This window comes from Streptomyces sp. NPDC059718, assembly GCF_042733315.1.
Taxonomy (GTDB): domain Bacteria; phylum Actinomycetota; class Actinomycetes; order Streptomycetales; family Streptomycetaceae; genus Actinacidiphila.
The window spans coordinates 185,401-205,757 of sequence record NZ_JBHWGA010000010.1 but is presented as its reverse complement, the minus strand read 5'-3'; the positions used below and the strand labels follow the sequence as shown (position 1 = coordinate 205,757).

The 20,357-nt window shown below is 73.9% G+C and carries 20 protein-coding genes; 10 read left to right on the top strand and 10 right to left on the bottom strand.

Annotation, left to right across the window (positions count from 1 at the left end):
• Positions 1-114: 114 nt before the first annotated feature.
• A complete protein-coding gene (locus ACFV3E_RS14600; RefSeq protein ID WP_500535010.1) occupies positions 115-1,146 on the bottom strand; it encodes a polysaccharide deacetylase family protein in 1,032 nt (343 codons plus the stop codon).
• A 198-nt stretch (positions 1,147-1,344) separates the two neighbouring features.
• On the opposite strand from ACFV3E_RS14600, the gene ACFV3E_RS14595 reads away from it, so the two are divergent.
• Positions 1,345-2,040, top strand: coding sequence for a glycoside hydrolase family 75 protein (locus ACFV3E_RS14595; protein ID WP_500535009.1), 696 nt, complete (start codon positions 1,345-1,347; stop codon positions 2,038-2,040).
• 153 nt (positions 2,041-2,193) lie between these two features.
• The gene (gene lpdA, locus ACFV3E_RS14590) at positions 2,194-3,594 is read left to right on the top strand and encodes a dihydrolipoyl dehydrogenase (RefSeq protein ID WP_500535008.1); all 1,401 of its coding nucleotides are present in this window, start codon (positions 2,194-2,196) and stop codon (positions 3,592-3,594) included.
• A gap of 117 nt (positions 3,595-3,711) precedes the next feature.
• On the opposite strand, the gene ACFV3E_RS14585 is transcribed toward lpdA, so the two are convergent.
• Genes ACFV3E_RS14585 through ACFV3E_RS14555 form a run of 7 tightly spaced genes read right to left on the bottom strand, consistent with a single transcriptional unit; the run spans position 3,712 to position 11,500 of the window.
• Positions 3,712-4,341: an SRPBCC family protein gene (locus ACFV3E_RS14585; protein ID WP_500535007.1), complete on the bottom strand. Its 630-nt coding sequence runs from the start codon at positions 4,339-4,341 to the stop codon at positions 3,712-3,714.
• Positions 4,342-4,355: 14 nt separating this feature from the next.
• A complete protein-coding gene (locus ACFV3E_RS14580) occupies positions 4,356-5,468 on the bottom strand; it encodes an XdhC family protein (RefSeq protein WP_500535006.1) in 1,113 nt (370 codons plus the stop codon).
• Positions 5,461-6,597, bottom strand: coding sequence for a vWA domain-containing protein (locus ACFV3E_RS14575; RefSeq protein ID WP_500535005.1), 1,137 nt, complete (start codon positions 6,595-6,597; stop codon positions 5,461-5,463). The genes ACFV3E_RS14580 and ACFV3E_RS14575 overlap by 8 nt, the downstream gene beginning before the upstream one ends.
• A 5-nt stretch (positions 6,598-6,602) precedes the next feature.
• Positions 6,603-7,697 (bottom strand): AAA family ATPase, encoded by a 1,095-nt coding sequence (locus ACFV3E_RS14570; RefSeq protein WP_500535004.1) that lies wholly within the window; start codon positions 7,695-7,697, stop codon positions 6,603-6,605.
• Positions 7,698-7,713: 16 nt separating this feature from the next.
• Positions 7,714-8,571 (bottom strand): FAD binding domain-containing protein, encoded by an 858-nt coding sequence (locus ACFV3E_RS14565; RefSeq protein WP_500535003.1) that lies wholly within the window; start codon positions 8,569-8,571, stop codon positions 7,714-7,716.
• Positions 8,568-10,961 carry a xanthine dehydrogenase family protein molybdopterin-binding subunit gene (locus ACFV3E_RS14560; RefSeq protein ID WP_500535002.1) on the bottom strand — a complete coding sequence of 798 codons (2,394 nt, stop codon included), beginning with the start codon at positions 10,959-10,961 and terminating at the stop codon, positions 8,568-8,570. Before ACFV3E_RS14560 ends, ACFV3E_RS14565 begins: the two co-directional genes overlap by 4 nt.
• On the bottom strand, positions 10,958-11,500 hold the full coding sequence (locus ACFV3E_RS14555; RefSeq protein WP_326571469.1) for a (2Fe-2S)-binding protein: 543 nt from the start codon (positions 11,498-11,500) through the stop codon (positions 10,958-10,960). Before ACFV3E_RS14555 ends, ACFV3E_RS14560 begins: the two co-directional genes overlap by 4 nt.
• Before the next feature lie 147 nt (positions 11,501-11,647).
• Here ACFV3E_RS14555 and abmR point away from each other — a divergent pair, with 147 nt between their 5' ends.
• The 3 genes from abmR to ACFV3E_RS14540 all read left to right on the top strand — a co-directional run bounded on the left by abmR (position 11,648) and on the right by ACFV3E_RS14540 (position 14,307).
• Positions 11,648-12,196, top strand: a complete 549-nt coding sequence (gene abmR, locus ACFV3E_RS14550; RefSeq protein ID WP_500364304.1) for an ATP-binding transcription factor AbmR — start codon at positions 11,648-11,650, stop codon at positions 12,194-12,196.
• Between the two features lie 861 nt (positions 12,197-13,057).
• A complete protein-coding gene (locus tag ACFV3E_RS14545; RefSeq protein WP_500535001.1) occupies positions 13,058-13,780 on the top strand; it encodes a hypothetical protein in 723 nt (240 codons plus the stop codon).
• Positions 13,777-14,307, top strand: a complete 531-nt coding sequence (locus ACFV3E_RS14540; protein WP_499515137.1) for a SixA phosphatase family protein — start codon at positions 13,777-13,779, stop codon at positions 14,305-14,307. The genes ACFV3E_RS14545 and ACFV3E_RS14540 overlap by 4 nt, the downstream gene beginning before the upstream one ends.
• Positions 14,308-14,343: 36 nt before the next feature.
• Here the strand turns inward: ACFV3E_RS14540 and ACFV3E_RS14535 are convergent, their stop codons facing one another.
• On the bottom strand, positions 14,344-15,273 hold the full coding sequence (locus tag ACFV3E_RS14535; protein ID WP_500535000.1) for a helix-turn-helix transcriptional regulator: 930 nt from the start codon (positions 15,271-15,273) through the stop codon (positions 14,344-14,346).
• Positions 15,274-15,561: 288 nt separating this feature from the next.
• Here ACFV3E_RS14535 and ACFV3E_RS14530 point away from each other — a divergent pair, with 288 nt between their 5' ends.
• Positions 15,562-16,608: an NAD(P)-dependent alcohol dehydrogenase gene (locus ACFV3E_RS14530; RefSeq protein ID WP_500534999.1), complete on the top strand. Its 1,047-nt coding sequence runs from the start codon at positions 15,562-15,564 to the stop codon at positions 16,606-16,608.
• Between the two features lie 123 nt (positions 16,609-16,731).
• A complete protein-coding gene (locus tag ACFV3E_RS14525) occupies positions 16,732-17,076 on the top strand; it encodes a hypothetical protein (RefSeq protein WP_500534998.1) in 345 nt (114 codons plus the stop codon).
• On the opposite strand, the gene ACFV3E_RS14520 is transcribed toward ACFV3E_RS14525, so the two are convergent.
• On the bottom strand, positions 17,022-17,633 hold the full coding sequence (locus tag ACFV3E_RS14520; RefSeq protein WP_500534997.1) for a TetR/AcrR family transcriptional regulator: 612 nt from the start codon (positions 17,631-17,633) through the stop codon (positions 17,022-17,024). The genes ACFV3E_RS14525 and ACFV3E_RS14520 overlap by 55 nt on opposite strands.
• 149 nt (positions 17,634-17,782) lie before the next feature.
• On the opposite strand from ACFV3E_RS14520, the gene ACFV3E_RS14515 reads away from it, so the two are divergent.
• The 3 genes from ACFV3E_RS14515 (at position 17,783) to ACFV3E_RS14505 (ending at position 20,350) form a co-directional block, all read left to right on the top strand.
• The gene (locus tag ACFV3E_RS14515) at positions 17,783-18,700 is read left to right on the top strand and encodes an ABC transporter permease (protein ID WP_500364286.1); all 918 of its coding nucleotides are present in this window, start codon (positions 17,783-17,785) and stop codon (positions 18,698-18,700) included.
• Complete coding sequence (locus ACFV3E_RS14510; protein ID WP_500364284.1) at positions 18,693-19,463, top strand: ABC transporter ATP-binding protein; 771 nt, start codon at positions 18,693-18,695, stop codon at positions 19,461-19,463. The genes ACFV3E_RS14515 and ACFV3E_RS14510 overlap by 8 nt, the downstream gene beginning before the upstream one ends.
• Positions 19,464-19,558: 95 nt before the next feature.
• The gene (locus tag ACFV3E_RS14505; RefSeq protein ID WP_500534996.1) at positions 19,559-20,350 is read left to right on the top strand and encodes a VOC family protein; all 792 of its coding nucleotides are present in this window, start codon (positions 19,559-19,561) and stop codon (positions 20,348-20,350) included.
• The last annotated feature ends 7 nt before the right edge of the window (positions 20,351-20,357 follow it).

Genomic DNA, 20,357 nt, shown 5'->3' with positions numbered 1-20,357 from the left:
GCAGGGAATCGTCACGGGGTGTGAGAAGAACGCGGGTCGTGTCCTCCGTTTCCCCCATCCTCGACCAGCTCCGCACGCGGGCGCTCCCCGGCGGGCCGGGCCCGGGCCGCGGATCTAGCGCTGGGGGAAGGTGTAGGTGTAGCCGGCCGCGTCGAGCCGGTCGAGCAGGGTCTCCAGTGCCTGCACCGTCTGGCTGCGGTCGCCGCCGCCGTCGTGCATGAGCACGATGGCGCCCGGCTTCAGCTCGGAGTTCACGGTCGCGAGGATGGCGTCCGCGCCGGGGCGGCGCCAGTCGTCGGAGTCGACGGTCCAGCCGAGCGGGCGCAGTCCGTGGTCGGCGGCGATGGCGCGGATCGCGGGGGAGAAGTCGCCGCCGGGGGCCCGGTAGTACCACAGCGCCGTGTCGCCGGAGCCGGCGGCGCGGGATATCTCGCTCTGGGCGTCGAGTATCTCGTGGCGGTTGTACTCCTGCGACTTGCGGCTCTGCGCCTCGTCGTGGTGGACGGAGTGGTCGCACAGCCGATGGCCCGCGGCGGCGATCCGCCGCACCAGGTCGGGGTGGGCCCTGGCGTTGGGGCCGATCTCGCAGAAGGTGGCCTTGGCGTGGTGCCGGGCGAGCACGTCCAGGACCTTGGGGGTCCACACCGGGTCCGGGCCGTCGTCGAAGGTGAGGGCCACCGACCTGCCCGGGACCTCCACACCGTGCTGGATCGAGCGCGCGGTCACGGAGGTCCCGTGGGCGGGGGCCTGGACCGCGGTGCCGTGGGCCCCCGTGCCGCCGCGCCGCGGGTCCGCGCCGAGCGCGGGGGCCTGCGGCCGGGCGGTCCCCGGGGCGGCGGCGCCGCGGTGCGCGGCGTCGTGGTGCGGGTCGTCGTGGTGCGCGGTGCCCGCCGGGGTGCGGGCCGCGCCCGGCGTGCCGGACGGGGCGCCGGGCGCCGTGGACGGCGTCGCGGCGGGGGCCGACGAGGGCGCGGACGACGGCGCGGAGGGCGCGGAGGGCGAGGCGGGCCGCACGGAGGGCGCCGAGGCGGCGCTGCCGGCGCTCTGCATCATGTGCTCCGTGCCGCAGGCGGCGAGCGTGGCTCCGGCGAGCGTCACCGCCGCGACTGCTCCGAGGGCTCGGGTCGCGCGGGTCGTCAGTGCCACGGTGGTACCTCCTGGGGCCGGCTGCGTGCATGCCGGGCACGCGGATCAGCCCCCACCGTAGGGGGCGCGCGGCGGCGCGCCCTCGGTCTTTCGGTCATCTTCGGGTCCTTCACCGGCGGGACCTTCGTCCTCTTGGCATGGCCCGGACAAGATGCCAAGCTGTGGGTTAGGAAAGTTTCCTAACGGAAGGAGTCCCTCGTGCGCAAGCGCCTCGCACTGGCCACCGCCGGGGCCGGAGCCACCCTGCTGGCCGCCCTCCTCACCCCCGCCGCCGGGGCCGCCGGGTCGTCCCCCCGCAGTCCCCAGGAGGGCTCGGTCACGGCCGCCCAGTTACTGGCCGAGGTCAACGGCTGTCCGCAGATCTCCAGCGGCAGGTACCGCACCGACGAGGAGACCTCCGCCACCGTCCCGGTCTGCGGTGCCAACGGCGCCGTGTTCTGGAAGGCCGACATGGACATCGACTGCGACGGCCAGGTCACCGCCCGCTGCAACTGGGACACCGACCCGTGGTTCCAGGACGACACGGCCTTCCACCAGTCGGACGGCCGCCCGCTCAACGCCGAGACGCTCCCCTACGTCGTCGTCCCCAGCCCCAGCGGCACCTGGGACTACCGCGGCGCCGGCATCAAGGGCGGCGGCGTGGTCGCCGTCGTGTACGGCGGCCGGGTCGAGTACGCCGTCGTCGGCGACACCGGCCCCACCGCGATCATCGGCGAGGCCTCCTACGCCACCGCGCAGGCCCTCGGGATCGACCCCGACCCGGAGACCGGCGGGGCGGAGTCCGGCGTGACGTACATCCTCTTCAAGAACTCCTCCGTCGCGCCGATCGAGAGCCACGCCCAGGCGGTCTCCATCGGCGACGCGCTCGCCCGCCAGTTCGTCGCGGACAACTGAGCCGCCCAAGACCCGGACGTACGCCGGGCGGCCGACGTGACGCGGCGGACGCCACCCCCGTGTTGCGCGGCCGCCCCCGGCGCGTGATCGTGGGCGACGGGACCGTCCGGCCCGCTCGAGCTTCCGCACCGTGGTCCACACAGGGGTCGCCGCATGAGCACACACGTTGACGTCGTCGTCCTGGGCGCGGGTCCCGGGGGGTACGTCGCCGCCATCCGGGCCGCCCAGCTGGGCCTGCGCACGGCGATCGTCGAGGAGCGCTACTGGGGCGGGGTGTGCCTCAACGTGGGGTGCATCCCCTCCAAGGCCCTGCTGCGCAACGCCGAACTGGCGCACATCTTCACCAAGGAGGCCAGGACCTTCGGCATCCGGGTGAACGGCGAGGTCAGCTTCGACTACCGCGAGGCCTTCGCGCGCAGCCGCAAGGTCGCGGACGGCCGGGTCAAGGGCGTCCACTTCCTGATGAAGAAGAACGACATCACGAAGTTCGAGGGCCACGGCACCTTCACCGACGACCACACCCTGCACGTCGCGCTGGGTTCCGGCGGCAGCGAGACCGTCACCTTCGACCACTGCATCATCGCCACCGGCGCGACCACCAGACTGCTCCCCGGCACCTCGCTCAGCGAGCGGGTCGTGACGTACGAGGAGCAGATCATGACGGACACGCTCCCGCGGAGCATCCTCATCGCGGGCGCCGGCGCGATCGGCGTGGAGTTCGCGTACGTCCTGCACAACTACGGGGTGAAGGTGACCCTCGTGGAGTTCCTCGACCGGATCGTGCCGCTGGAGGACGAGGAGGTGTCGGCCGAACTCGCCCGCCAGTACCGCAAGCTGGGCATCGACGTGCTCACCTCGACCCGGGTGGAGGCGATCAACGACGCCGGAGACTCGGTCAAGGTCATGGTGACCACCGGCGGCCAGCGGCAGACGCTCGAAGCCGACAAGGTGCTCCAGGCCATCGGCTTCCAGCCGCGGATCTCCGGCTACGGCCTGGAGCAGACCGGGGTCAGGCTCACCGAGCGCGGTGCCATCGACATCGACGAGTTCTGCCGCACCAGCGTCCCGCACATCTACGCCATCGGCGACGTCACGGCGAAGCTGATGCTCGCGCACGCCGCCGAGGCCATGGGCGTCGTCGCCGCCGAGACCATCGCGGAGGCCGAGACCATGTCCCTGGACTACGTGATGATCCCGCGCGTCACCTTCTGCCAGCCGCAGATCGCCAGCTTCGGGTGGACGGAGGCGCAGGTCCGTGAGCGCGGACTCGACGTGCGCGTGGCCAAGTTCCCCTTCACCGCCAACGGCAAGGCGCACGGCCTCGGCGACGCGAGCGGCTTCGTGAAGCTCATCAGCGACGCGAAGTACGGCGAGCTCCTGGGCGGCCACCTGATCGGCCCCGAGGTCACCGAGCTGCTGCCCGAGCTGACGCTCGCCCAGAAGTGGGACCTCACGGCGAACGAACTGGCCCGCAACGTCCACGGCCACCCCACGCTCAGCGAGGCCGTCCAGGAAGCGGTCCACGGCCTCGCCGGCCACATGATCAACTTCTGAGTCCGCCCGCACCACGGCCGACGCCCTGCTGCGCACCGTTCCCAACCAGGTCTACGCCGGCCTCTCGCTGCCCACCGGCACCGGCCAGGCACCGGCCGGGCATCGCCCGCATCCGCGTCAGCGGCGGCGGCGCAGCAGGAAGACGACGAGCGCACCGGCGGCCGCGGCCAGCAGACCGGCGGCCGCGGCGCGTTTGGCGACCGGGGCGCCGGCGATGCGCAGGAGGTCGATGGGTTCGTCCTCGTGGATCGCCGGTGCGGGAGGCGCGTCCTCGGTGGCGTCCTCGCCCCCGGCAGAAGGCTGCGGGGCGGCCAGCCGGCCGGCGAGGCAGTCGGCGAACTGGCCGATGATGCGGTCGCCGACCTCCGCCATCACGCCGCGCCCGAACTGCGCGGGCCGGCCGGTCACGGCGAGGTCGGTCGTCACCGAGACGACCGTCGCGCCGTCCTTCTCCGCCAGGGTGCCGGTCACCGTCGCCCGCGCCGTGCCCTGGCCGCGGACCTCCTTGCCCCGGGCGGCCAGCACGACGCGGTGCGCGGTCCCGTCCCGCTCCTCGAAGACCGCCGTGCCGCGGTAGGTCACCGTCACCGGGCCCACCTTGACCTTCACCGCGCCCCTCACGGTCTCGCCGTCGTACTCCTCCACCGTCGCGCCCGGCATGCACGGCGCGACGCGCTCGATGTCCAGCAGCGCCCGCCAGGCGTCCGCCACCGGGACGGGGACCTCGAACTCGTGGTGCAGTTCCATTGATCTCCTCCTCGTCACACCGGCCTGAGCACCGGAGGGTGGATCGCGCCGGCCGTGCCCGACAGCGGGGTGCCGCTGCCGCCCCAGCGCAATGCGATGATCTCGGCGGCGATCGACACGGCGACCTCCTCGGGGGTGCGCGCGCCCAGGTCCAGCCCGATCGGCGAGCGCAGCCGGGTCAGTTCGGCCGGAGCCAGCGTCGTGTCGCGCAGCCGCTTGAGCCGGTCGTCGTGCGTCCGCCGGCTGCCCATGACGCCGATGTACGCGGCGGGGCGGCGCAGCGCGACCTCCAGCAGCGGCACGTCGAACTTGGGGTCGTGGGTGAGGACGCACACCACCGTGCGGTCGTCGGTCTCCGTGCCGCCCAGGTAGCGGTGCGGCCAGTCCACGACGACCTCCACGCCCTCGGGGAAGCGCTTGGGGGTCGCGAACACCGGACGGGCGTCGCAGACGGTCACCCGGTAGCCCAGGAACAGCCCGATCCGCGCCACCGCCGCCGCGAAGTCGATCGCGCCGAACACCAGCATCCGCGGCGGCGGGGCGAAGGACTGCAGGAACACCGTCACGTCGTCCTCGCGCCGTTCGCCGTGCCGTCCGTAGTGGCGCTGCCCGGTCGCGCCCTGGGCCAGCCCACCGCGGGCGTCGTCGGTGACCGCCGCGTCCAGGCCCTCCGAGCCGAGGGTGCCCGCGACCCGGTCCGGCCACACCGTGAGCGCGGCGCCGCGCGGCGCGGGACCGTCCAGCACCGTCGCGGTGACCACGGGGCGGTGCGCGGCGACGGAGGCCGCCACCTCGCCGAAGCCCGTGTCCGTGGCCGGGGACACCGGACGGACCAGCAGGGTGATCTCACCGCCGCAGGTCAGGCCGACCTCGAAGGCGTCGGCGTCGCTGTAGCCGAAGGTGTGCAGCCGGGCCTCGCCCGACTCGACGACCTCCTTGGCCAGTTCGAAGACCGCGCCCTCCACGCAGCCCCCGGAGACGCTGCCGACGACCTCGTCGTCCGGCCCCACCGCCATGGCCGCGCCCGGTCCGCGCGGCGCGCTGCGGCTCACCGCCACGACCGTGGCCAGCCCGAAGGGGGTTCCCGAGGCGTACCAGTCGTTCAGCGCCGGAAGGATCTCACGCACCGTCGGCTCCTCTCACCACGGCGGCCAGACGTTCCAGCGCGCCCAGGCTGTGCCCCTCCACGAAGGCGTCGACGCTCGGCAGCGCCGCCGCCATCCCCGCCGCCAGCGGTGCGTACCCGGGCCTCGCCTTGCGCGGGTTGGCCCACACCACGCGGTACGCCAGCCGTGCCAGCCGCCGCATCTGCGCGGCCAGCAGGTCGGGGTCACCGCGCTCCCAGCCGTCCGACAGCAGCACGACGACCGCGCCGCGCGCCGTCCCCCGTGCCCCCCAGCGGTCCAGGAACGCCCGCAGCGTCTCCCCGAGCCGGGTCCCGCCGCTCCAGTCGGGCACCGCCGCCCCGACCGCGGCCATCGCGGCGTCCGGGTCCCGGCGCGCCATCTCGCGGGTGACCCGGGTGAGCCGGGTGCCGAGGGTGAAGACCTCGGTGGGCGTGCGGCCGCGCGAACCGTGCGCGGCGGCGTGCGCGAACCGCAGCAGCGCGTCCGCGTACGGGGCCATCGAGCCGCTGACGTCCAGCAGCAGCACCACCCGGCGCGGCTTGCGGGCCGGGGCCCGCCGCGGGAGCGCGGCAGGCTCGCCGCCCCGGCGCAGCAACTCCCGTACGGTACGCCGCGGATCCACGTCCCCCCGACGCGCCGGACGGCGCCGGGGGGTACGGCGCGGCTCGCCGTCCAGGGCGAACACCGCCAGCAGCCGGTGCAGTTGGGCCCGGTCCAGCGCGGTCATGGCGGCGACGTCACGGTGCCGCAGCACCTCCGTCGCGCTGGCGAGCGCGGTCGCGGTGGGCCCGTCACCCGCCTCCTCACCGGTGGTGCGCTCCCCGGTCACGGCACGCGCCACCGCCGGCGGGCGCACCGGGCGGACCGCCGGACGCACCCGGCGGTGCGGCGGCCGCCCGCCGTCGAAGAAGGCAGCGAAGACCCGGTCGTAGCGCTCCAGGTCGTCCGGGCCGCCGCAGAGCGTCAGCCGTCCCGCCCAGTACACGTCGCGGCGCCGCGACGGGTCGAGCCGGCCGAGCGCGGCCAGGAACGCCGCCACCCGGTCCGGGCCGGCCGGCACCCCGGCGGCCCGCAGGGCGCGGGCGAAGCCCACCACCCCCGCCGTGCCGTCCGCCGTGACCGCGCGCATCGTGCTCACCGCGACCCGCCCGCCCGCGCGGCGAGGATCTCCGACAGGTCGAGCGAGCGTGCCCGCTCCGCGTCCTCGCGGTACTTCAGCACCGAGCCGAGGGTGGTCATCGCCAGGTCCGCGTCGAGTTCGGTCGCCCCCAGCGCGGCCAGCGCCTCCGCCCAGTCGATGGTCTCCGCCACCCCGGGCGGCCGCACCAGGTCCTGCTCCCGCAGGCACTGCACCACGGCCGTCACCTGCGCGGCGAGCCGCGCCGCCACGTGCGGCTGCCTGCGCCGTACGATCGCCAGCTCCCGCTCGAAGCCGGGGTGGTCGAACCAGTGGTACAGGCAGCGCCGCTTCAGGGCGTCGTGCACCTCGCGCGTCCGGTTGGACGTGAGCACCACCACGGGCGGCGACTGCGCCCGCAGGGTGCCCAGTTCGGGGACGGTGACGGAGTACTCCGACAGCAGTTCCAGCAGGAAGGCCTCGAACTCGTCGTCCGCGCGGTCGATCTCGTCGACCAGCAGCACCGAGGGGCTGGTCTCCAGGGCCCGCAGCAGCGGCCGCGCCAGCAGGAACCGCCGGCTGTAGAGCTCGCCCTCCAGGGTCTCCGGGTCGCTGACGCCCGCCGCCTCGGCCGCCCGCAGGTGCAGCAACTGACGGGGGAAGTCCCAGTCGTACAGCGCCTGCGACGCGTCGATGCCCTCGTAGCACTGCAGCCGGATCAGCGGCGCGCCGAGCGCCTCGGCGAGCGCGTGCGCCAACGCGGTCTTGCCGACGCCCGCGTCACCCTCGCAGAAGATCGGACGGTGCAGCGTCAGCGCCAGGTAGCAGGCGACGGCCAGGCCGTCGTCGACCAGGTAGCCGGTCTCCTCCAGCCGGGCCCGCATCTGTTCGGGGCCGGCGATCCCCGGAAGCGGGCCGGTCGTGTGCGCCGGGAGCCCGGCGGTGGCGGCGACGGGCGGGGCGGCGTCGCGGGGCGCCGCGGCGGGTGCCGGGGCGCCGGCGCCGTGGGGCCCCACCGCCCCGGCGCGTGACGTCGTCACGGGAAGCGGCCCGCAGGAGGGTCCCGCCGGGGCGGTCCACCCCGGCGGAATCCCGTGCGCCGGCCAGGTCATGCGCTGCGTCCGCTCCTCATGTCAGGTCCGCCGCGGCGAGGACGGCCCTGCGGGTCAGCACCCTCACCAGGTGCTCCCGGTAGTCCGCGGACGCCGACAGGTCCGACGCCGGACGGGTGCCCTCCGCCGCGCTGTCGGCGGCCGAGGCCACCGCCTCCGGTACGGCGTCGGCACCGGCGAGGGCCGTCTCGCAGGCGGTGGCGCGCACCGGGGTGGGCCCCATGTTCGACAGCCCGACCCGGGACTCGACGATGCGGCCGTCGTCCCTCCGCACCAGCGCGGCCACCCCCACCACCGCCCAGGCCTGAGCGCTGAGCTGGAACTTCTCGTAGTGGAAGCCCCAGGCGTCCGTCTTGGGCACCCGTACCTCCACCAGCAGTTCGTCGGGCCGCAGCACCGTCTGCAGGTAGTCGGTGAAGAACTCCCGCGCCGGGACGGTCCGCCGCCCGTCCGGCCCCTGGACGACCAGCTCGGCGTCGAGGGCGAGGACGGCCGCGGGGACGTCCCCCGCGGGGTCGGCATGGGCGAGGGCGCCGCCGATCGTGCCGCGGTGACGCACCGCCGGATCGGCCACCGTGGCCGTGGCGGCGGCCAGCAGCCCGGCGTGCCGCCGCACCAGCGGGTCGTGCACGACGTCGTGGTGCGAGGTCAGGGCGCCGATGACGAGGGTGTCCCCGTCGGCCCGCACCCCGCGCAGGCCGGGGATCCGGCCGACGTCCACGAGGAGTTCGGGGAAGGCGAGCCGCATCCGCAGGATCGGCAGCAGGCTCTGGCCGCCGGCCAGCACCTTCGCGTCCTCCCCGGCGAGCGCGAGCTGCCCCACCGCCTCCTCCACGGAGCGGGGCCTGGCGTAGTCGAACGACGCGGGAATCATGAGCCGTCCTCCTCCGGCCGGGCGGACCGCGCGTCCCGCAGGGCCCGCCAGACCCGTTCGGGCGTGCACGGCATCTTCACGTCCACGACGCCCAGCGGCCGCAGGGCGTCGACCACGGCGTTGACCACCGCGGGGGTCGAGGCGATCGTCCCGGCCTCGCCGACGCCCTTCACGCCCAGCGGGTTGGTGGTCGCCGGCGTCTCGGTGCGGTCGGTGAGGAAGTCGGGCAGGTCGGCGGCGCTGGGCACCAGGTAGTCGGCCATGGTGCCGGACACCAGGTTGCCCTCCGCGTCGTACACGGCCTCCTCGAACAGGGCCTGGGCGATGCCCTGGGCGAGACCGCCGTGCACCTGGCCCTCCACGATCATGGGGTTGACGACCTTTCCGACGTCGTCGACGCACACGTAACTGCGGATCCGGACCCGGCCGGTCTCGGTGTCCACCTCCACCGCGCACAGGTGCGTGCCGTGCGGGTAGGAGAAGGCCTCCGGGTCCTCCACGTGCTCGGCGTTGATCGTCGGTTCCAGCCCGTCGGGCAGGTCGTGCGAGGTGAACGTCGCGAACGCCACCTCCTGGATGGTCTTGCGCGCCTCCGGCGAGCCCTTGACCGAGAAGACTCCGTCGGCGAAGTCCAGGTCGTCCTCGCTCGCCTCCAGCAGGTGCGCGGCGACCTTGCGGGCCTTGTCCACCACCTTCCGCGCGGCGCGGTGCACGGCCACCCCGCCGACGACCAGCGAGCGCGAGCCGTAGGTGTCCATGCCCTGCGGCACCGTGCGCGTGTCGCCGTGCAGCACCTCGACGTCCTCGAAGGGCACGCCCAGCACGTCCGCCGCGATCTGGCTCCAGCTGGTCACATGGCCCTGGCCGTGCGGGCTGGTGCCGGTCAGCACCTCCACCTTGCCGGTGGGCAGCATGCGGATGGACGCCGCCTCCCAGCCGCCCGCGCCGTAGCGCAGGTCGCGCAGGATCCGGCTGGGCGCGAGCCCGCACATCTCCGTGTACGTCGACACCCCGATGCCGAGCCGCACCCGGTCGCCGCGCTCCTCCCGCTTGCGCTGCTCGGAACGCAGGTCGTCGTAGCCGAAGAGGGCGAGCGCCTTGTCCGTCGCCGACTCGTAGTTCCCGCTGTCGTAGGTCAGTCCGCCGATGGTGGTGTACGGGAACTCGTCGTGGCCGATCCAGTTGCGGCGGCGCACCTCCACCGGGTCCATGCCGAGTTCGGCGGCGAGCTCGTCCATCATGCGCTCGATGGCGAAGGTGGCCTCGGGGCGGCCCGCCCCGCGGTACGCGTCGGTGGGGGTCTTGGTGGTGAAGACGCCCGTGCAGGTGAAGTCGTAGGCGTCCATCTTGTAGATGCCGGGGAACATGAACGCCCCGAGCAGCGGGACGCCCGGCGTCACGATCATCAGGTACGCGCCCATGTCCGCGAGCAGGTCGACCTTCAGTCCGAGCAGCCTCCCCTCGCGCGTCGCGGCGAGTTCGAGGTCCTGGATCTGGTCGCGGCCGTGGTGGGTGGCCAGGTAGCCCTCCGAGCGGGACTCCGTCCACTTCACGGGGCGGCCCAGCCTGCGGGCGACGGCCAGGCCGAGCGCCTCCTCGCCGTACACCTGGAGCTTGGAGCCGAAGCCGCCGCCGACGTCCGGCGCGACCACCCGGAGCCGGTGCTCGGGGATGCCGGTGACGACGGCCATCATCACGCGCACGATGTGCGGGATCTGCGTCGCGGAGTACAGGGTGTACTGGTCCGAGGTGTCCGGCGGCACCACCACGACGGCCCGCGGTTCCATGGCGTTGGGGATGAGCCGCTGCTGGACGAAGCGCCGGCGCAGCACGACGTCGGCCCGCTCGCGCACGGTCGCGTAGTCCTCGCCGGTGGCCAGCGGCCAGGTGTAGCAGCGGTTGGTGCCCTTGTCGGCGTGGACCAGCGGGGCGCCCTCGGCGAGCGCCGCCTCCATGTCGAGGACCGGAGGCAGCGGCTCGTAGTCGACGTCGATCGCCTCCAGCGCGTCGGCGGCCGCGTAGCGATCCCGGGCGACGACGACCGCGACCGGGTCGCCGGTGTGGCGGACCTCGTCGACGGCGACGGGCGGGTGCTCGGGCAGCACGATGTCCTCGGTGACGGGCCAGGCGCACGGCAGCGACCCGAGCCCCTCGGCCAGGTCGCGGCCGCTGTAGGCGGCGACGACCCCCGGCCGCTCCAGGGCGGGCGTGACGTCGATCCGCTCGATGCGGGCGTGCGCCATGGGGCTGCGCAGGATCGCCATGTGCAGCAGGCCCGGGACGGTGATGTTGTCGGTCCAGTTGGTCCGGCCGGTCACCAGCCGGGCGTCCTCCTTGCGGACCCGGGCGCGGCCGACCTCGGGCTCGCGTCCGGTGAGCTGGTCGGTCATACCGGCGCCCCGCTTCCCGCCGTGCTGGGCTCGGCGTGCTCGGCCACGGCGCCGGGCTCGGGCGCCTGGTGCCGGCGTTCCTCGGCGGCGGCGGCCAGCACGGCGCGCACGATGTTCATGTAGCCCGTGCACCGGCAGAGGTTGCCCTCCAGGCCCTCGCGGACCTCCTCGGGCGTGGGGTCGGGGTTCTCCCGCAGCAGGTCGCGGGCGGCCATGATCATGCCAGGGGTGCAGAACCCGCACTGCAGGGCGTGCTGCTCGTGGAACGCCCTCTGCAGCGGGTGCCACTCTCCGTCGGCGGAGGCCAGCCCCTGGATCGTCGTCACCTCGCCGCCGTCGGCCTGGACGGCGAGCACCGAGCAGCTCTTCACGCTCTTCCCGTCGAGGTCCACCGTGCAGGCACCGCAGTTCGTGGTGTCGCACCCGACGGGGGTACCGGTCAGACCGAGCCGGTCGCGCAGGTAATGGACGAGCAGGAGGCGGGGCTCCACCTCGTCCTCGTAGGCCGTGCCGTCCACCTTCACCGAGATGCGGGTCATATGCCCTCCCAGAGGCGCCGCGTGGCGAATCCCCCGTTCTGCTCCGATACGCGCAACTGTAAGTCGCGCCCGCGGACAACGCGACGCCTCGGACGCGAGTTTCAGGGGGCCCTTGCGCTCGGAAATCCAAGGCGTAATGTTGATTACATGATTACCAGCGAACAGAAGGAAGCGCTGCGCGGCTGGCTCGCCGGGCGGCTCCCCGACGGACTGTTCGAGGCGCTCGTGGACGTGGCCGTCGACCGCGAGGAGATCACCGTCGTCGGCCGCATCCCCGAACCCGCGGTCGGCGCCGACGCGTCGCAGGTGGAACGCGAGGCCGCGCTCGACGGACGGATCGCCGAGTTCCGGGAGCGCACCCGCGAGGACCGCGTCGCCGTCGCCCGCGAGGCGGAACACCGCTTCGGCCGCAAGGTCTCCTGGGGCGTGGAGTGCGGCGGGCGCCGGGCCATGTACACCACCGTCTCCGTCCCCGTCATGACCCGGCTCCGCCAGCCCGAGCGCCAGGTCCTCGACACCCTCGTCGCGGGCGGCGTCGCCCGCAGCCGCAGCGAGGCCCTCGCCTGGTGCGTCCGCCTCGTCCGCGGCAACACCGACACCTGGCTCGGCGACCTGCGCGAATCCCTGGAACACGTCCAGCGCGTCCGTGCGCAGGGCCCCGACCGCGACACCGCGGCGTCCGCCGAGGACGACTGACCGTCCCCCGGGACTCCGGCGGCGGCCGGGGCACCACGTCCGGCGCCGCTGTGGTTGCGGGCGGCTGCGCCGGGCTGCCCGGTGGTTGTGTGCGGGTGCGTTGCGCCTGCGGCGGGCGGTTTCCCCGCCTCCCGCCCGATTGCCCGGCGCGGTCAGTGACCGCCTCGCTGCGTACGTATGGGGTCGGTGCCGCGCCGGGGTACGCCCCCAGCCTTCGGCCGGGGGGACCCCCACCTCGGCGCTCGCGGCGCTGGTCTACGTCATTGGGTACCGCGTGCTCCGCTCGTCGCCTGTGGGGGCACCCCGCCACACCCCCTCCCGTTGTGTGGGCGCATGACGGCCGGTGGGGGGTGAATGAGGCACTTGGGGCGACCCCGGCCCACCACGAACCGCGCGAAGCCCGCACCAATCGCGCCGGATGGGGGTCCCCCCGGCCGAAGGCTGGGGGAGGGAGGGCGGGCGGGGGACAGCCCGCCGCAGGCGCAAACAACCCGCACAGGCTGGTTCCGGGACGGCACGGCCTTCGTCGACCCAGTCCCTGCGGTACCCGGGACCACCGCGGCGCGGGCGTCGGGCCCTTCGACGCCGTCCGGGCCTGCCCGGCGGCCCATCCTCCGCCGCGACGGAGGTACTTGGGCGCGCGGGGGTGCCTCCCGTCGGCCGGCCGGAAGTCCTGTGGGCCCGCGCGGCACTTGGCGGACGTCCGCGTGCGGCCGGAGCGGCCCCGGTACGGGGCGGCCGGCGGTCCGGCCGGGCCCGCCGGGCGGCGCGTCGTCCCCCCTGCGCCCGAGCGCCGCGCGAGACCCCGTCACCCGGTGAGGGCACCTGCGCCGGTGAGCCGTACGGGTTAGATTCGGAGGCGTGTTGCGCATCGTGGACGGCAGGAGCGGCAAGTCCGTGGAACTGGACCCGGGGCGGCGCGTTCCGCTGCGGGTGCTGGCCCACACCGGTGCCGTGGGCGGGACGACCGCGCTGAGGGTGCTGCTGCTGGCGGACGTCCTGGCGCGTACGGTGGAGACCCACGGCGGGCAGGTGCTGGTGGCCTCGGTGGGCCCGCCCGACCCCGCCCTGGACGCGGCCGCGGCGGCACTGGGCATCAAGCCCGGCGCGGCACGCGGCGACGACGTGACCGAGGCCGAGGAGGCGCTCGCCGGACCTGCCCGGGTGCACGTCGCACCCGCGGGCACCGAGACCGGCGACCCCCGCCTGGACGTGGGACCGGTTCACCCGGACGAGGTAACCGCGGGGCCCGGCGTACGGCTGGCGCTGCTCCGTCTGGACCGCCGGGCCCCGGCGGAGCTGACCCCGGGGACCCTTGAGGCGGCGGACGCGGCGCTCCGGCACTGGCGCGGCGCCGTGGCCCGCTGGGCCGAATCGCCGTCCAGACCGATGTGCGCCGAGTACGTGGAGCGTCTCCAGGAGGCCCTGAGCGCGGACCTCGACACCGCCGCCTACCTGGCCGCCCTCGACCGGCTGGAGACGGAGACCGCCCTGCCGGACGGCTCCCGCTTCGAGACCTTCGCCCAGGCGGACCGGGTGCTCGCCCTGGAGCTGACCGGCGAGGTCGGCGGGGTGAGGTCGTGAGGCGCCGCACGGAGGGACCGCGACGGCTCGTCGTGCTGCGGCACGCCAAGTCCGCCTGGCCGCCGGACGTCCCCGACCACGACCGCCCGCTCGGCCCCCGCGGCCGACGTGACGCCCCGGCCGTCGGCCGCTGGCTGCGCGAGGGCAAGCACACCCCCGACCTGGTGATCTGCTCGACCTCCCGGCGCACCCAGGAGACCTGGGAACTCGCCGCCGAGGCCCTGGGCGCCACGCCGCCCCCGCCGGTGCGCCTCGACGAGCGGGTCTACGCGGCCACCGCCCGCGCCCTCCTCGACGTCCTGCGCGAGGCCCCCGACGACGCCGCGTCACTCCTGCTGGTCGGCCACAACCCGGGGGTCCAGGACCTCGTCCTGCGCCTGACCGGCGAGGCCCGTGCCGACGCCCTGCTCCGCGCCGCCGACAAGTTCCCGACCTCCGCCCTCGCCGTCCTCACCTGGCCCGGTCCCTGGTCCGCCCTGACCCCGGAACGCGCCCGCCTCGACGACTTCGCCGTCCCCCGCGGCTGAAGCGCGGCACCGGTACCGGCACCAGCGCCGCCCGCGTCAGGCGGAACGCCGGTCGAAGCCCCGGGTGTTGTCGGCGCGCGCGGGAGCGCCGCTGCGGCCGCCGGCGTCCCGTCGTGCCGCCGGTTCCCGGGCGCTCCAGCTGGCGAGCAGCTTCCAGGCGTCCTGCGAGGCCTGTTCCTGCGCCGGCAGGTACATGAACAGGGTCTGGTCGGGCTCACCCGGCATCGTGAACGCCTGGTAGTCGACGGTCAGGTCGCCGATGACGGGGTGGTGGTGACGCTTGGTCCCGTGGGTGCGGTCGAAGACCTTGTGGTCGGCCCACCAGCGGCGGAAGTGCTCGCTCTTCATGGCCAGTTCGCCCACCAGCTCGGCGGTGCGGGTGTCCTCGGGGTGACGGCCGGCGTCGAGACGCAAGGTGGCGGTCATCTCGGCGGCGACCTGCTCCCAGTCCGGGTACAGGGCGTGGGCGGCCTCGTCCAGCAGGATCCAGCGGGTGAGGTTGCGCTCGCGTACCGGCATGGCGTCGAAATCGGCCATCAGCGCGCGGGCCAGGTGGTTGGTGGCCAGCACGTCGGTGCGGCGCCCGAGGACGAAGGCGGCCTGGTCGACGAAGGAGTCCATGAACCGCCGCATCCCGGGCCTGACGCGCTGGACGGTCGGCGCCGAGCGGCGGCGGGCGGTGCCGGGCCTCGGCCCGGCGAGGTCGAACAGGTGGGCCCGTTCCGCGTCGTCGAGCCGCAGCGCGGCGGCCACCGCCTCCAGCACACCGGCCGAGGGGCTGATCTGCCGCCCCTGCTCCAGCCGCGTGTAGTAGTCGGTGCTCACTCCGGCCAGTTGGGCGACCTCCTCCCGGCGCAGCCCCGGCACCCGCCGGTAGGCGCCCCGTTCGGGCAGCCCGGCCGATTCGGGGCAGATGCGGGCGCGTGATCGACGCAGGAACTCGCTGAGCTCGACGTTGCGGGCCATGCGTCCATTCTCGCTCGCCAGGTGGCGCGGGCGACCCGGGAAAGGGGGTCGCCGAGTCCTACGCAGCCGATTCCCCGGCAGGTCAGGGCCGGAAAGCGGCCCCTGCGGCCCGGTTCCCGCGTGGTGTCCTGGATTGCGGAGGCCCACCGGGCAGGCACGGATCCAGCCGAGCCCCCGTCACCGGTCCCCCTCCCCTCCCGCAGACGGCGTCCCCGAGCGCATCGAGGCTGCCGCCGCCTGCCGCGATCACCGAACGTGATGGCATCAATCCTTGAGGAGACCACGGACATGACCAGCACCACCCACGCGTACGCCGCTCACGCTCCCAAGTCCCCGCTGGAGCGCACCACCATCGAGCGTCGCGAGGTCGGCGAGTTCGACGTCCTGATCGACGTCAAATACGCCGGCATCTGTCACTCCGACATCCACCAGGTCGACGAGGGCTGGGGTGAGGCGATCTTCCCGATGGTCCCCGGCCACGAGATCGCCGGCGTCGTCTCCGAAGTCGGCCCCGGCGTCACGAAGTTCCAGGCCGGTGACCGGGTGGGCGTCGGCTGCATGGTCGACTCGTGCCGCACCTGCGACAACTGCAAGGCGGGCCTGGAGCAGTACTGCACGGGCGGCGGCATGACCTTCACGTACAACGCGGTCGGCAAGGACGGCGAGCCCACTTACGGCGGCTACTCCCGGGCCATCGTCGTCGACGAGAACTACGTCCTGCGCATCCCCGACGGCCTCTCCCTGGACGTGGCCGCGCCCCTGCTCTGCGCCGGCATCACCACCTACTCACCGCTCCGGCACTTCGGCGCCGGACCGGGCAGGAAGGTGGCGGTCCTGGGCATGGGCGGCCTCGGTCACCTGGCCGTCAAGATCGCCCATGCGCTCGGCGCCGAGGTGACGGTGCTCTCGCAGTCCCTGCGCAAGAAGGAGGACGGACTGCGGCTGGGCGCCGACCACTACCGCGCCACCAGCGATCCGAGGACGTTCGAGGAGCTCGAGGGCACCTTCGACATCATCCTGTCCACCGTCTCGGCCCCGCTCGACTTCGGCGCCTACCTCAAGCTGCTGAAGACCGACGGCGCCCTGGTGAACGTCGGCCTGCCCGAGGAGCCGATCTCCCTGGACCTCTTCTCCGTGATCACCGGCCGCAGGATCATCGCCGGTTCCCTGATCGGCGGCATCGCGGAGACGCAGGAAATGCTGGACTTCTGCGCGGCGCACGGCTTCGGCGCGGAGATCGAGCTGATCCCCGCCGACCGGATCAACGAGGCCTTCCGGCGCATCCTCGCCAGCGACGTGCGCTACCGCTTCGTGATCGACGCGTCCACGATCTGACTGGGCCGCGGCCCGCACGGGACGCGACCGCCACGAGGCCGCCCGCCGACCGCACCGAGCCGGCGGGCGGCCCCGGCCGCCCACCACCCCCGGGTGGCCGACTGATCCAGGGGAGCAGAAGGCATGCACACCACCATCGACCGGCAGCACCCGGCCGGCCCCGCGACCTGCGCGGACCAGTGGCTCGTGGGCCTGCGCCGCAGCGCGGCCCGCAGCGGCGAGACCTGGCACTACTACGTCGTCGACGACACCAAGGAGGGAGCCGGCGCCGCCGTGGCCGCCGCGATGGGGCGAGCCGCGGCCCGTGACCAGGCCGACCAGGACGCAGCCGCGTCGATCACGGACCTCGAGGTCCGGCGACTGCGCCACAGTCCCCTGGGCCAGGTCTACCTGGAGCCCGGCACGCGCGGGCGTCAGGCCGACGCCGCCAGGGCCGCGGCCGTGGCGGCGGCGAGACGGTCGAGGTAGCGGGGGGTGAGGGGGGAGCGGAGGACCGCGAGGCGCCAGTAGAGGGGGCCGGCCATGAGGTCGAGCGCGAGGTCGCAGTCCGTGCCGGCGGGGAGCTCGCCGCGTTCGACCGCGGCCTCGACGATGGCGGTGGCGATGCCGCGCTGGGTGTTGCGCAGCGCCGACTGCAGGGTCTCGGCGATCTCCGGGTTGCGCGAGGCCTCCGCCAGCAGGTCGGGGATGATCTGCGAGGCGACGGGGTGCCGCAGCGCCCGCGCCGTCACCTCCAGCAGCATCCGGATGTCGCCCGGCAGGCTGCCCGTGGCGGGCGCCGGCACGCCGAGCGCCGCGACGGCGGAGACCACGTCGAGGACGAGCGGCAGCTTGGAACGCCAGCGCCGGTAGACCGCGGCCTTGCCCACGCCCGCGCGCCGTGCGATGCCCTCGATGGACATCCGGCCGTACCCGACCGCGGCGAGCTCCTCGAAGACGGCCGCCCGGATCGCCTCCGTGACATCGTCTCGGAGCACAGCCGCCCCGGCGGGGGCGCGTCGTGGGGGTGCGGTGTCCGGTGCCATGTCCGGCAGCCTACGCGACGACGGGACGGAACGGTTGCGTTCCAACGCTCGTGTGGTCTAACGTCCTGGTAACGACGATACGGTCTCGTTCCGTCGGCGCACAACCACCCCCCCTTGCGCCTCACCCCCCGAACGGAAGCGCCCCCCTCGTGAGCCTTGACATCGAGTCCTCCTCAGCGGCGCCCGCGCCGCCCGGCGCTCCGGCGCCGTCCCCCGCAGAGCTGGCGGCCAAGTACGGCCTCACGGTGAGCGGGGCCCGTCCCGGTCTGGGCGCCTACGTGCGGCAGCTGTGGGGACGCCGGCACTTCATCACCTCGTACGCCACGGCCCGTGTGTCGGCGCAGTACACGCGGGCGCGCCTGGGCCAACTGTGGCAGGTGCTGACCCCGCTGCTCAACGCGGCGGTGTACTACCTGATCTTCGGCCTGCTGCTGGGCACCGACCGCGGCGTGGACAACTACATCGCGTTCCTGGTCACCGGCATCTTCGTCTACACCTTCACCCAGTCCTCGGTGATGGCGGGCGTGCGTGCGATCTCGGGCAACCTCGGCCTGGTGCGGGCCCTGCACTTCCCCCGCGCCAGCCTGCCGATCGCGCAGACGATCATGCAGCTGCAGCAGTTGCTGATGTCGATGCTCGTGCTCTTCGCCATCGTGCTGATGACCGGCGAGGTGCCGAGGCCGTCCTGGCTGCTCGCGATCCCGGCGCTGATCCTGCAGTCGGTGTTCAACGCGGGCCTGGCGCTGGTGATGGCGCGGCTCGGCAGCAAGATGACCGACCTCGCGCAGTTGATGCCGTTCATCCTGCGGACCTGGATGTACACCTCCGGTGTCATGTACAGCATCAGCCACGTGGCGGCGCACGCGCCGCAGGCCGTGAAGATCCTGCTCGGTCTGAACCCGGCGGCGGTCTACATCGACCTGATGCGCTTCGCGCTGATCGACAGTTTCACCTCCGAGCAGCTGCCGCCCCACGTGTGGGCGGTCGCCCTGGGCTGGGCCCTGGTCATGGGTGTCGGGGGCTTCGTGTGGTTCTGGAAGGCTGAGGAGAGGTACGGCCGTGGCTGAGCGCATCCCCACCGTGATCGTGGACGACCTGCACATCGTGTACCGGGTGCACGGCGCCGGGGCCGGCCGCGGCACCGCGGTCAACGCCCTGTCGCGGCTGGTCCGCCGCAAGGGAGGCAACCCGAACGTCCGCAAGGTGCACGCCGTGCGCGGCGTGAGCTTCACCGCCTACCGGGGCGAGTCGATCGGGCTGATCGGCTCCAACGGCTCGGGCAAGTCGACCCTCCTCAAGGCGGTCGCGGGGCTGCTGCCCGCGGAGAGCGGCAAGGTCTACACCCAGGGGCAGCCCTCGCTGCTCGGCGTGAACGCCGCCCTGATGAACGACCTGACCGGCGAGCGCAACATCATGCTCGGCGGCCTCGCGATGGGGATGTCGCAGGACGAGGTGCGGCAGCGCTACGACTCGATCGTCGAGTTCTCCGGCATCAACGAGAAGGGCGACTTCATCTCCCTCCCGATGCGGACCTACTCCTCCGGCATGGCGGCCCGGCTGCGCTTCTCGATCGCCGCGGCCAGGAGCCACGACGTCCTGATGATCGACGAGGCGCTCGCCACCGGCGACAACCGGTTCCGCAAGCGCTCCGAGGCGCGGATCCGCGAGCTGCGCAAGGAGGCCGGCACCGTCTTCCTGGTCAGCCACAACAACAAGTCGATCCGCGACACCTGCGACCGCGCCATCTGGCTGGAGCACGGCACGCTGCGGATGGACGGCCCCACGGACGACGTGCTCAAGGCCTACGACGCGTTCACCCAGGGGAAGTGACGCCGCCCGGCGCGAGCCGGGCACCGGTGCCAGACTGAGGACGGACACCGGGACCACGGCAGCACCGGGCACGCACGCAGGCCAAGGAGACCGCCATGCTCACCACCCAGTACGTCAACGGCGCCCCGAACTGGATCGACCTGGGCAGCCCGGACCTCGGGGCGGCGGTCTCCTTCTACACCGGGCTCTTCGCCTGGGACGCACAGTCGCTCGGGCCCGAGGCCGGCGGCTACGGCTTCTTCCGTCTCGGCGGGAAGACCGTGGCCGCGTTCGGGCCGCTCAGCGAGGAGGGCATGCGGTCCTCCTGGACGCTGTACTTCCAGACGGCCGACGCCGACGCCACCGCCAAGGCGGTCGAGCAGGCCGGCGGCACGGTCCGCTTCGCGCCCTTCGACGTCTTCAGCAACGGCCGGATGGCCGGTTTCACCGACCCCGGGGGAGCGGAGTTCGCCGTGTGGCAGCCCCGCGACACCAAGGGCCTCGACGTGGTCACCGAGCCGGGCAGCCTCGGGTGGGCGGAGCTGTACGCGCCGGACGCCGCCGCGGCCGGCGCCTTCTACGGCGTGGTCTTCGAGTGGCAGGCGCAGGACGTGCCGCTGGGCACCACCCGCTACGCCGTGCTGTCGACCTCGGGCGGCGGCCGGGAGGCGTCCCTGGGCGGCATCGTGGAGATCACCGAGGAGATGAGGGCCGCCGGCGTCACCCCGCGGTGGCTGCCCTACTTCGAGGTCGAGGACGCCGACGAGGTCGTCGCCAAGGCCGGGCAGCTCGGCGGGACGGTGGTCATGGCGCCGCAGCACGCCGAGGGCGTCGGGCGCTTCGCGCACCTCGCGGACCCCTTCGGCGCGCTGTTCGCGGTCATCACCAGCCAGCCACGGCAGAGCTGACGGAGCG

Excerpts from the sequence above, each read along its gene's own strand:
- ACFV3E_RS14520 (WP_500534997.1), bottom strand. The coding sequence starts at position 17,633 with ATGGCACCGGACACCGCACCCCCACGACGCGCCCCCGCCGGGGCGGCT.
- ACFV3E_RS14505 (WP_500534996.1), top strand. The coding sequence starts at position 19,559 with ATGCTCACCACCCAGTACGTCAACGGCGCCCCGAACTGGATCGACCTG.
- ACFV3E_RS14585 (WP_500535007.1), bottom strand. The coding sequence starts at position 4,341 with ATGGAACTGCACCACGAGTTCGAGGTCCCCGTCCCGGTGGCGGACGCC.
- ACFV3E_RS14535 (WP_500535000.1), bottom strand. The coding sequence starts at position 15,273 with ATGGCCCGCAACGTCGAGCTCAGCGAGTTCCTGCGTCGATCACGCGCC.
- ACFV3E_RS14525 (WP_500534998.1), top strand. The coding sequence starts at position 16,732 with ATGCACACCACCATCGACCGGCAGCACCCGGCCGGCCCCGCGACCTGC.
- ACFV3E_RS14555 (WP_326571469.1), bottom strand. The coding sequence starts at position 11,500 with ATGACCCGCATCTCGGTGAAGGTGGACGGCACGGCCTACGAGGACGAG.
- abmR (WP_500364304.1), top strand. The coding sequence starts at position 11,648 with ATGATTACCAGCGAACAGAAGGAAGCGCTGCGCGGCTGGCTCGCCGGG.
- ACFV3E_RS14570 (WP_500535004.1), bottom strand. The coding sequence starts at position 7,697 with ATGACCTGGCCGGCGCACGGGATTCCGCCGGGGTGGACCGCCCCGGCG.
- ACFV3E_RS14560 (WP_500535002.1), bottom strand. The coding sequence starts at position 10,961 with ATGACCGACCAGCTCACCGGACGCGAGCCCGAGGTCGGCCGCGCCCGG.
- ACFV3E_RS14575 (WP_500535005.1), bottom strand. The coding sequence starts at position 6,597 with ATGCGCGCGGTCACGGCGGACGGCACGGCGGGGGTGGTGGGCTTCGCC.
- ACFV3E_RS14565 (WP_500535003.1), bottom strand. The coding sequence starts at position 8,571 with ATGATTCCCGCGTCGTTCGACTACGCCAGGCCCCGCTCCGTGGAGGAG.
- lpdA (WP_500535008.1), top strand. The coding sequence starts at position 2,194 with ATGAGCACACACGTTGACGTCGTCGTCCTGGGCGCGGGTCCCGGGGGG.
- ACFV3E_RS14530 (WP_500534999.1), top strand. The coding sequence starts at position 15,562 with ATGACCAGCACCACCCACGCGTACGCCGCTCACGCTCCCAAGTCCCCG.